The 12,003-nt window shown below is 72.2% G+C and carries 1 protein-coding gene (cut by both window edges); it reads right to left on the reverse strand.

All 12,003 nt of this window come from inside a single coding sequence — locus tag OG306_RS01795, type I polyketide synthase (protein ID WP_371665058.1), on the reverse strand. Of the gene's 28,332 coding nucleotides, 731 precede the window and 15,598 follow it; the stretch shown corresponds to coding positions 732–12,734 (codon 244, partial, through codon 4,245, partial); reading right to left, the first codon wholly in view occupies positions 12,000–12,002. The start codon and the stop codon both lie outside this window.

Genomic DNA, 12,003 nt, shown 5'->3' on the forward strand with positions numbered 1-12,003 from the left:
GGACGGATCGCCACCCGCAGCACAGTCGCCCCAACCGCGAACAACTCCACACCCGACCACGCGAACGGCAACCGCGGCCCCGACTCCCCCGGCTCTCCGGACCTGCCCGAGCCCTGGGACAGGAGATTCGCCGGATGCAACGCGGCATCCAGCAGCGCCGGATGAATACCGAACGCGTCGACCTGCCCCACACCCGGCTCCGGCAACACCAGATCCGCATACACACCGGACGCGTCACGCCAGGCCGCCCGCACCCCCTGGAACACCGAACCGTAACCGAAGCCCACCCCGGCCAACGACTCGTAGAACCCGTCGACCTCCACCGCAACCGCACCCTGCGGAGGCCACACACTCAAACCGAACTCAGGCACCCGCGTCTGCGACACAGCGAGGAAGCCCGACGCATGCAACGTCCACTCCTCCGCGCCCTCGACACACCCATGGACATGCACCGGCCGGTCACCCGAAGCATCCGGGCCCTCGACCCGCACCTGAACCTGCACACCACCCGACTCCGGCAGCACCAACGGCGCCCGCAGCACCAGCTCCCGCAGCAGACCACAGCCCACCTCCTGCCCCGCCCGCAGCACCATCTCCACCAACGCCGCACCCGGCACCACCACCCGATCCAGCACCAGATGGTCGGACAGCCACGACTGCACACCCAGCGACAGACGGCCGGTCAGCAGTACGCCGTCGCCCTCTGCCAGCGTCACCGCCGCACCCAGCAGGGCATGGGAGGCACCCGTCAGGCCGACGGCGGCCAGGTCTCCCGGGCCCCTGTTCGGCTGCGGCCAGTACCGCTCGTGCTGGAACGCGTAGGTGGGCAGATCGATCACCTGGCCACCCCAGGCGGCGGACAGCGTCGTCCAGTCGACCTCGGCACCGGTCGCCCACAGGCGACCGGCCGCGGTCAGCGCGGTGTCCGTCTCGTCGCGGTCCTTGCGCAGGACAGGGATGAACTCGGCGTCGGTGACGGTCTCCTGGGCCATGCCCGACAGCACACCGTCGGGACCGAGCTCCAGATAGCGGGTCACGCCCATCGCCTCGAGGGCGGTGACGCCGTCGGCGAAACGGACCGCCTGCCGGACCTGGCTCAGCCAGTACCCCGGCTCCTGCATGGCACCCGGCTCGGCCACCGCACCCGTCAGGTTCGAGACCACCGGAATCCGCGCGGGGCGGAAGCTCAGACCCTCCAGCACCGCCGCGAAATCGTCCAGCATCGGCTCCATCAGAGCCGAGTGGAACGCATGCGACACCGACAGGACGTTGAACCGCACGCCGCGCTCGGCGCACTCCGCGGCATACCGTTCGACAGCCTCGACCGCGCCCGACAGGACGACGGAGTTCGGGCCGTTGACGGCCGCGACGTCGAGACCGGAGCCGGCGACATCCGTCTCCGTCGCCTGGACGGCCAGCATCCCGCCACCTGCGGGCAGTGCCTGCATCAGGCGGCCGCGCCCGGCGACCAGGGTGCAGGCGTCGTCCAGGTCGAGGATGCCCGCGACATGCGCCGCACTGATCTCACCCAGCGAGTGGCCGAGCAGCACATCCGGGCTCACGCCCCACGACTCGACCAGCCGGAAGAGGGCGACTTCGAGGGCGAAGAGTCCGGCCTGCGCCCACGCCGTCTGATCAAGGTCGACGCCGTCGGCGAGGACCTCGCGCAGCGGGCGCTCCGGCCGGGCATCGAGGCGCGCGCACACCGCGTCGAAGGCTTCGGCGAACACCGGGAACGCCTCGTACAGCCCCAGGCCCATGCCCGCACGCTGCGAACCCTGCCCGGTGAACAACACCGCCAGTCGTCCGTCACCGGCAGCACCGGTGGCCAGGACGGTGTCGCCGGCCAGCACCGCGCGGTGTTCCAGCGCGGCCCGGGTCGTCGCCAGCGACCACCCGACGTCCACGGGGTCCAGCTCCGGCCGCTCCGCGACGAACGACGTCAGCCGTTCCACCTGCGCCCGCAACGCAGCGTCGGACTTCGCCGACACCACCCACGGCACCTGACCCGGCGCCTGTCGCGGCGCGGCAACCGTCTCCCGCCCGACGACGGGCTCCGGAGCCTGCTCCAGAATCACATGCGCGTTCGTGCCACTGATCCCGAACGAGGACACCGCCGCGCGGCGCGGACGATCCGACTCGGGCCAGGCACGGGATTCCGTCAGCAGCTCCACCGCACCGGCCGACCAGTCCACCTGCGGCGACGGCTCGTCCACATGCAGCGTCGCCGGCAGCACACCGTGCCGCAGCGCCATGACCATCTTGATCACACCAGCCGCGCCCGCGGCGGCCTGGGTGTGCCCGATGTTCGACTTCACCGAGCCCAGCCAGAGCGGCTCGTCGCTCTCGCCGCGCTCCTGGCCGTACGTGGCCAGCAGGGCCCCTGCCTCGATCGGGTCACCCAGGCGGGTGCCCGTCCCGTGGGCCTCGACGACGTCGATGTCGGCGGTGGTGAGCTGGGCGTTGGCCAGGGCCTGGCTGATGACCCGCTGCTGGGAGGGACCGTTGGGTGCGGTCAGACCGTTCGACGCGCCGTCCTGGTTGATCGCGCTGCCGCGGACGACGGCGAGGATGTGGTGTCCGTTGCGCTGTGCGTCGGAGAGCCGTTCCACGACCAGGACCGCCGCGCCCTCGGACCAGCCCGTGCCGTCCGCCGCGGCGGCGAAGGACTTGCACCGGCCGTCGAAGGACAGTCCGCCCTGCCGGGCGAAGTCGACGAACACGCCTGGTGTGGACAGCACGGTCACACCGCCGGCCACCGCCAGGTCGCATTCACCGGCCCGGAGTGCCTGCGCGGCCAGGTGCAGCGCGACGAGCGAGGACGAGCACGCCGTGTCGACGGTGACGGCCGGGCCCTCGAGCCCGAAGACATAGGCTGCCCGCCCGGAGAACACGCTTCCGGCGTTGCCCGTGGCCAGGAAGGCTTCCACGTCCTCCGGGACGACGCCCAGGCTCTGGGCGTAGTCGTGGTACATGATTCCGGCATACACGCCGGTCGACGATCCGCGCAGCGACATCGGGTCCAGCCCCGCGGACTCGAACGCCTCCCAGACCCCTTCCAGCAGCAGGCGTTGCTGCGGGTCCATGGCCAGCGCCTCACGCGGCGAGATGCCGAAGAGGCCCGCGTCGAAGTCACCGGCACCGGCGAGGAAGCCACCGGATCCGGAGACCCCGCTCCAGGTCACGTCCCAGCCGCGGTCGTCGGGGAAGTCCGTCACCCCGTCCCCGCCGGCCGTGACCAGATCCCACAGCCCCTCGGGGGACACCACACCGCCCGGCAGCCGGCACGACATGCCGACGATCGCGATCGGCTCGTCCGCAGCCGCCGGGGCAGTTCGCCGTGGTGCCACCACGGCCGGCTCACCGGAACCGGACAGCAAGGCAGCCAGATGACCGGCAAGCAGCTGAACGTTCGGGTAGTCGAAGACCAGTGTCGCGGGCAGCCGGAGTCCGGTGGCGGCGTGGAGCCGGTTGCGGAGCTCCACCGCGGTGAGCGAGTCGAAGCCCAGGTCCTTGAAGGCCTGACGTTCCCCGACGGCGTCCGCGGAGGCGTGCCCGAGGACATGGGCCACCTCCGTGAGCACCATGTCCTGGAGCAGCCTGTCCCGCTCGGCCGAAGACAGCCCCGCAAGCTGACGCAACAGCTGGGGCTCGCCTCCGGTCGCTCGTCCTGCCCTGCGGACGACGGCGGCCGGGACGAGGCCGCGCAGCAGCGCGGGCACCGGGGTGGCGCCGTTCCAGGATCGGAGGGCGACGGTGTCGAGCAGCATCGCCACGATGTCGGCGCGGTCCGCGCCCAGAGCGGCGTCGAAGAGGGCCAGGCCCTGTTCGTCGGTCAGGCCGGGGCCGAGACGTTCGGTCCGGTCCTGGAGGTGTCCGGTCATTCCGCTCGCCTGCTGCCACAGGCCCCAGGCCAGGGACAGACCGGGCAGTCCCTCCGCACGGCGGCGGATCGCGAGGGCGTCGAGGTAGGAGTTGGCGGCCGCGTAGTTGGCCTGGCCCGGGGTGCCGAAGGTCGCCGACGTGGAGGAGTAGAGCACGAACATGGCGAGGTCGGTGTCGCGGGTCAGCTCGTCCAGGTTCGACGCGGCGGTGGCCTTGGCGCGCAGGACGGTGTCCAGGCGTTCCTGGGTCAGCGCGGTGACGATGCCGTCGTCGAGGACGCCGGCGGCGTGGACGACGCCGGTGAGCGGGGTCTCGGCGGGTATGCCGTCGAGGACGGTGGCGAGGGCGTCGCGGTCGGCGGCGTCGCAGGCCACGATGCGGGCGTGGGCGCCGAGTTCGGCGAGTTTCTCGATGAGGTCGGCTGCGCCGGGGGCGCCGGGGCCCTTGCGGGACAGCAGGAGCAGGTTGCGGACGCCGTGTTCGGTGACCAGGTGGCGGGCGAGGAGCCCGCCGAGGGTTCCGGTGCCACCGGTGATCAGCACGGTGCCGTCACCGTCCAGCGGCACAGCGGTCGAGCCGGCGGCGGTACGGGCGAGACGGGGCACCAGCAGCGCACCGTCGCGGACCGCTACCTGCGGCTCGTCCACCCCGGCGAGCAGCGCCGGATCGAACGGATCGCCGGATGCCGGGTCGGTGTCGACGAGCACGATCCGGTCCGGATGCTCCGACTGCGCCGAGCGCACCAGACCCCACACCGCCGCACCCACCAGGTCCACACCGACGACAGACCCCGCGGGCACGGCACCGTGGGTCACGACGGCGAGGTGTGCGTGCTCGGGGTGTTCCTCGCTCAGCCACTCCTGCACTCCGTGCAGGACCTCGCCGAGGACCTGCTCCACCGGCCCGTCACCGGCCGACAGCACCGTCCATGCCGGGGCTTCCTCCGCCGTGTGGCCGGAAGCGCTGCCCCGCGGCAGCGGGACCCACTCCACCGCGAAGAGCGCGTTGTCCGCTCGACCGACGGAGGACAGCTGGTCCGCCGACACCTCGCGGGACATCAGCGAACGCACCACCGCGACGGGCAGACCGGCGTCGTCGGCCGCCTGCACGGTGATGCCCTCGCCGTCGGGACGGATCGCCACCCGCAGCGTGGCCGCGCCGACCGCGAACAACTCCACACCCGACCACGCGAACGGCAACCGCGCCCCCGGGGCGTCGGCGTCGCCGATCAGCAGCCCCGAAGGGTGCAGTGCCGCGTCGAAGAGGGCGGGGTGGATACCGAACCCGTCCACCGGATCCGCGATCGTGACCTCGGCGTAGACACCGGAAGCGTCCCGCCAGGCCGCCTGGACGCCCTGGAACACCGGGCCGTACGCCAGGCCCACCCCTGACAGGACGTCGTAGAAGCCGTCCAGGTCAACTGCCGTGGCTTCCTGCGGGGGCCACAGCTCCAGATCGAACCCGGGCGTTCGGGTGTCCGAGGCGGCGAGAAAGCCCGATGCATGCAGCGTCCACTCGGCCGCGCCTTCGGGGCGAGCGTGGAGGTGGACCGGACGGTCGCCCGAGGGATCGGGTTCCTCGATCCGGATCTGGACCTGGACGCCGCCGCTCTCGGGCAGCACCAGCGGGGCGCGCAGGACCAGCTCACGGAGCAGACCGCAGTCGACCTCCTGGCCGGCGCGCAGCGCCATCTCCACCAGTGCGGTGCCGGGCACCACGACACGGCCGAGCACGAGGTGATCGGCCAGCCACGGCTGCGCGTCCACCGAGAGACGGCCGGTGAGGAGTACGCCGTCCGCGTCGGCGAGGGCTACCACGGAGCCGAGCAGCGCGTGCTCGGCGCCCTGGATGCCGAGTGCGCCCGCGTCCGCGCCGAGTACGCCCGGCTGCGGCCAGTAGCGTTCGCGCTGGAAGGGGTAGGTGGGCAGGTCGACCGTCCGGCCGCCCCAGTCGGCGAACACGGCGTGCCAGTCGATGTCGGTGCCGGAGGTCCACAGGCGGCTGATCGCGGTGAGGGCGGTGTCGGTCTCGTCGCGGTCCTTGCGCAGGACGGGGACGAACTCGGCCTCGGTGACGGTGTCCTGGGCCATGCCGGACAGGACGCCGTCGGGGCCGAGTTCGAGGTAGCGGGTGACGCCCATGGTGTGGAGGGTGGCGACGCCGTCGGCGAAGCGGACGGGCTGGCGGACCTGGTTCAGCCAGTACTCCGGCTGCTGCATGGCACCCGGTTCGGCAACGGCTCCGGTCAGGTTCGAGACCACCGGGATGCGGGCGGCACGGTACGTCAGGCCGTTCAGGACGGTCGCGAACTCGTCCAGCATCGGTTGCATCAGGGCCGAGTGGAAGGCGTGTGACACCGACAGGACGTTGGACCGCAGGCCACGCTCGGTGCACTCGGCGGCGTAGTGCTCGATGGCGTCCGAGTCGCCGGACAGGACGACGGAGTTCGGGCCGTTGACGGCGGCGATGTCGAGGCCGGATTCGGCGACCTCGTCTTCGGTGGCCTGGACGGCGAGCATGCCGCCGCCCGTGGGCAGGGCCTGCATCAGGCGGCCGCGTTCGGCGACCAGGGTGCAGGCGTCGTCGAGGTCGAGGATGCCTGCGACGTGGGCGGCGCTGATCTCGCCGAGCGAGTGGCCGAGGAGCACGTCCGGGGTCACGCCCCAGGACTCCACGAGCCGGTACAGGGCGACTTCGAGGGCGAAGAGGCCGGCCTGTGCCCACATTGTGTGGTCCAGGTCGGTGCCGTCGGTCAGGGCCTCCCGGAGCGGGCGCTCCAGCCGGACGTCCAGCCGGGCGCAGACAGCATCAAACGCTTCGGCGAACACCGGGAACGCCGCATAGAGCCCGAGCCCCATACCGGCACGCTGCGACCCCTGGCCGGTGAACAGGAACGCGGTTCGGCCCTCGGCAGCGAGCCCGGAGGCCAGCAACGTGTCGCCGTGAAGCACCGCGCGGTGCTCCAGCGGAGCCCGAGTGGTGGCCAGCGACCAGCCGACGTCCACCGGATCCAGGGTGGGGCGCTCGGACGCAAAGGACCGCAGTCGTTCGATCTGGGCACGTAGGGCGGACTCGGACTTCGCCGACACCGCCCACGGAATGAGCCTGGGTGGCGTCGCACGGACCGCCGTCACCTTGACGGTCTCCGCGGCGGAAGGCTGTTCGAGGATGATGTGGGCGTTGGTGCCGCTGATGCCGAACGAGGAGATGGCGGCACGGCGCGGACGGTCCGACTCGGGCCAGGGACGCTGTTCGGTGAGGAGTTCGACCGCGCCGGTGGTCCAGTCGACCTGGGGTGTGGGCTCGTCGACGTGGAGGGTGGCGGGCATCACGCCGTGGCGCATGGCCATGATCATTTTGATGATGCCGGCGACGCCGGCGGCGGCCTGGGTGTGGCCGATGTTCGACTTGATGGAGCCGAGCCAGAGCGGTTCGTTGTCGGTGCGGTCTTGGCCGTAGGTGGCGAGCAGGGCCTGCGCTTCGATGGGGTCGCCGAGGCGGGTGCCGGTGCCGTGTGCTTCGACGATATCGACATCCGCGGTCGTGAGCTGGGCGTTGGCGAGGGCCTGGCGGATCACGCGTTGTTGGGAGGGGCCGTTGGGGGCGGTGAGGCCGTTGGAGGCGCCGTCCTGGTTGACGGCGCTGCCCTGGACGACCGCCAGAACGTGGTGGCCGTTGCGGCGCGCGTCGGACAGCCGCTCGACGAGGAGGAGGCCGACGCCTTCGGCCCAGCCGGTGCCGTCGGCGGCGGCGGCGAAGGACTTGCAGCGGCCGTCCGTCGCGAGGCCGTCCTGGCGGTCGAACTCGGCGAATGCGCCGGGGGTGACCATGACGGTGACGCCGCCGGCGAGGGCCATGTCGCATTCGCCGGTTCGCAGGGCCTGGGCGGCGAGGTGGAGGGCGACGAGGGAGGAGGAGCAGGCGGTGTCGACGGTGAGGGCCGGGCCTTGGAGACCGAAGACATAGGCCAGGCGACCGGAGATCACACTGCTGGCGGTTCCGGTGAGCAGGTGCCCCTCGGCGCCGGTGACTCCGGTGCCGTAGCCGGAGGGGGAGGCGCCGGCGAACACGCCGATGTTGTGGCCCTTCAGGGAGCGGGGGTTGATGCCTGCGGTTTCGAGGGTTTCCCACGCGGTTTCCAGCAGGAGGCGCTGCTGGGGGTCCATGGCGAGGGCTTCACGCGGTGAGATGCCGAACAGGGCGGCGTCGAACTCGTCGGCGTCGTGGACGAAACCGCCCACCGAAGCGCTTGAATCGAGCAGGACGGTGGGCCAGCCCCGGTCGTCGGGGAACGGGGTGACGCCGTCCGTCCCGCCCGCTACCAGGTTCCACAGCTCCTGCGGGGAGGTGACGCCTCCGGGGTAGCGGCAGGCCATGCCCACGATCGCGACCGGTTCGTCGAGGATGGCACCCGCGACTGCGGGGGTGTTCTGTGCGGTGTCGCCTGCCAGGTGGGACAGGAGGTGGTTGGTGAGGGCGGTCGGGTTGGGGTGGTCGAAGACGAGGGTGGCGGGGAGCGTCAGGCCGGTCTCGGTGGTCAGCAGGTTGCGCAGTTCGACCGCCATCAGCGAGTCGAAGCCCAGATCGCGGAACGCCCGCCCGGGCTCGACCGCGTCCGCACCCGTGTGCCCGAGCACCGCGGCGGCCCGCTCACGCACCAGATCCAGCACGAATCGGGCCCGTTCCCCGGCAGGGACGTCCAGGAGTCGCTGCCGCAGTCCCTGCGCGGCACCACCGTCCGGCGTGCCTGCGAGCGCCTGCGCAGCTTCCGGAAGCTCGGAGAACAAGGCGCTGGGACGGGACGAGGTGAACGCCGGGGAGAACACCGACCAGTCAGTGTCGGTGACCGTCAGACCGCTGTCGTTCCGGTCTATCGCCTCCGCCAGGGCACAGACAGCCAACACCGGGTCCATCGGGGCCAGCCCACGCCGACGCAGGCTCCTGCCGGCTTCCGGGTCCATGGCCATGCCGGCTCCGGCCCAGGGTCCCCAGGCCACGGATGTGCCGGGGAGTCCGCGGTCGTGGCGGTGTTGGATCCAGGCGTCGAGGAAGGCGTTGCCGGCCGCGTAGGCGGCCTGGCCGCCGCTGCCCCAGGTCGCGGCGATCGAGGAGAACACCACGAACAGGTCGAGCGGCAGATCTGCGGTCAGCTCGTCGAGATACCTCGTCCCCTCGACCTTGGCCCGCAGCACCGCGTCGAACGACGCACTTGTGCTCTGTTCCAACCCTTCCGTGTCCACCACCCCGGCCGCGTGGACGATGCCGGTCAGCGGCAGGTCGGCGGGCACGTCGGCGAGGACGGTGGCGAGGGCGTCGCGGTCGGCGACGTCGCAGGCCGTGACCGTGACCTGCGTACCCAGCCCGGACAGCTCCTCGACCAGACCCTCGGGCGCGACACCGCCGCGGCTGGTCAGCAGCAGATGCGGCACACCCCGGCCCGCGAGCCAGCGCGCGACCTCGGCACCCAGACCACCGGTGCCACCGGTGACGAGCACGGTCCCCGACGGCCGCCAGCCCTCACCGACCACCACGGCCGGCACCGCACGCGCCACACGACGGCCGTACACACCCGCCCCGCGGATCGCGACCTGATCCTCACCACCACCGGCCAGGACGCCGGCGAGGCGGGCACCCGCCCGCTCGTCCAGGACCTCGGGCAGGTCGACGAGACCGCCCCAGCGCTGCGGCAGCTCCAGCGCCGCGACCCGGCCCATGCCCCACACCGCCGCCAGGTCCGGATCAGTCAGCCGGTCCGAGCCGCCCACCGACACCGCGCCCCGGGTCAGCACCCACAACGGTGCGTTCACCCCGGCCAGTGCCTGGACCACGGACAGTGTCTCCACCCACCCCGACGGGGCCAGGACGACACCCGCCAGGCCGGGCAGTCCCGGCACCTCATCGGCCGGAACGCTGACCACCGTCGCACCCGCCCCCGACAGGGCCGCGGACACCGCCGGATCCTCCGCGCCGACAACCGCCCACACCCCCGACAGCACTCCCGCCCGCGGCAGGCCGTCGAGCGGCTTCCACATGACGCGGTAACGCCACGAGTCGAGCGTCGAACGCTCCCGGTGACGCCGCCGCCACTCCGCCAGAGCCGGCAGGGCCGACTCCAGACCGGCGAGCTCGGACAGGTCCCCGCGTTCCACCGCGTCCCAGAACACGGCATCGACCAGATCCCCACCACCACCCGCAGCGGCCACCGCCGACAGCTCCGGCCAGAACCGCTCCCGCTGGAAGGCATACGTCGGCAGATCCACCACCCGACCGCCCCAACCGGCGAACACCGCAGACCAGCCGACCTCGACACCACAGGCCCACAGACGACCGGCCGCGGTCAGCGCGCTGCCGGCCTCGTCCCGGTCCTTGCGCAGCACAGGGATGAACTCCGCGTCGCTGACGGTCTCCTGGGCCATGCCCGACAGCACACCGTCCGGACCCAGCTCCACATACCACGTCACGCCCATCGCGTCGAGCGCCGCCACACCGTCCGCGAACCGCACCGCCTGCCGCACCTGACGCAGCCAGTACCCCGGGTCCTGCATGGCACCCGGCTCGGCCACCGCACCCGTCACGTTCGACACGACAGGGATCCGCGCCGGGTGGAACGTCAGCCCGGCAAGCACCGTCGCGAACTCGTCCAGCATCGGCTCCATCAGCGCCGAGTGGAACGCGTGCGACACCGACAGCACCCGGACCCGCACGCCACGCTCCGCGCACTCCGCGGCACACCGCTCGACAGCCTCGACCGCGCCCGACAGGACGACGGAGCTCGGGCCGTTGACGGCCGCGACGTCGAGACCGGAGCCGACGACCTCCGCCTCCGTGGCCTGGACAGCGAGCATGCCGCCACCCGCCGGCAGCGCCTGCATCAGCCGGCCCCGCTCCGCCACCAGCACGCACGCGTCGTCCAGGTCGAGGATCCCCGCGACATGCGCGGCGCTGATCTCACCCAGCGAGTGACCCAGCAGCACATCCGGGGTGATGCCCCACGATTCGACGAGGCGGTACAGGGCGACTTCGAGCGCGAACAGCCCCGACTGCGCCCACACCGTCCGGTCCAGGTCCACGCCGTCGGTCAGAACCTCCCGCAGCGGGCGCTCCAGCCGGACGTCCATCCGCGCGCACACCGCGTCGAACGCCTCCGCGAACACCGGGAACGCCTCGTACAGCCCCAGGCCCATGCCCGCACGCTGCGAACCCTGCCCCGTGAACAGGAACGCGGTCCGCCCCTCGGCCGCCACGCCCTCGGCGAGCGTCCCGCCCCCCGCCAGCACCGCACGATGCTCCAGCCCGGCACGGGTCGTCGCCAGCGACCACCCCACATCCACCGGATCCAGCTCCGGCCGCTCCGCCACGAACGACCTCAGCCGCTCCACCTGAGCCCGCAACGCAGCGTCCGACTTCGCCGACACCACCCACGGCACCAACCCGGGGCGCACCACCGAAGGCTCGGCGGCCGCCACCGGCTCCAACTCCGGGGCCTGCTCCAGGATCACATGCGCGTTCGTGCCGCTGATGCCGAACGACGACACCGCCGCACGCCGCGGACGCTCCACCATCGGCCACGGACGGGACTCGGTCAGCAGCTCGACCGCGCCCAACGACCAGTCCACCTGCTGCGACGGCTCGTCGACGTGCAGCGTCGCGGGCAGCACGCCGTGCCGCAACGCCATGACCATCTTGATCACGCCCGCGACACCTGCCGCGGACTGGGCATGGCCGATGTTCGACTTGACCGACCCCAGCCACAGCGGTTCGCCGCTCTCGCCCCGGCTCCGACCGTAGGTGAGCTGGAGTGCCTCCGCCTCGATCGGGTCGCCGAGCCGGGTGCCGGTGCCGTGCGCCTCGACCACGTCGACGTCGGCGCCCGTCAGCCGGGCGTTGGCGAGGGCCTGGCGGATCACGCGCTGCTGCGCGGGGCCGTTCGGTGCGGACAGGCCGTTGGAGGCGCCGTCCTGGTTGATCGCGCTGCCCCGCACCACGGCGAGGATCTTGCGCCCGTTGCGGCGGGCGTCCGACAGACGCTCCACCAGCAGGACGCCGACGCCCTCGGACCAGCCCGTGCCGTCGGCCGCCGTGGCGAACGACTTGCACCGGCCGTCCGAGGCGAGACCG

Source organism: Streptomyces sp. NBC_01241 (assembly GCF_041435435.1).
Taxonomy (GTDB): Bacteria; Actinomycetota; Actinomycetes; order Streptomycetales; family Streptomycetaceae; genus Streptomyces.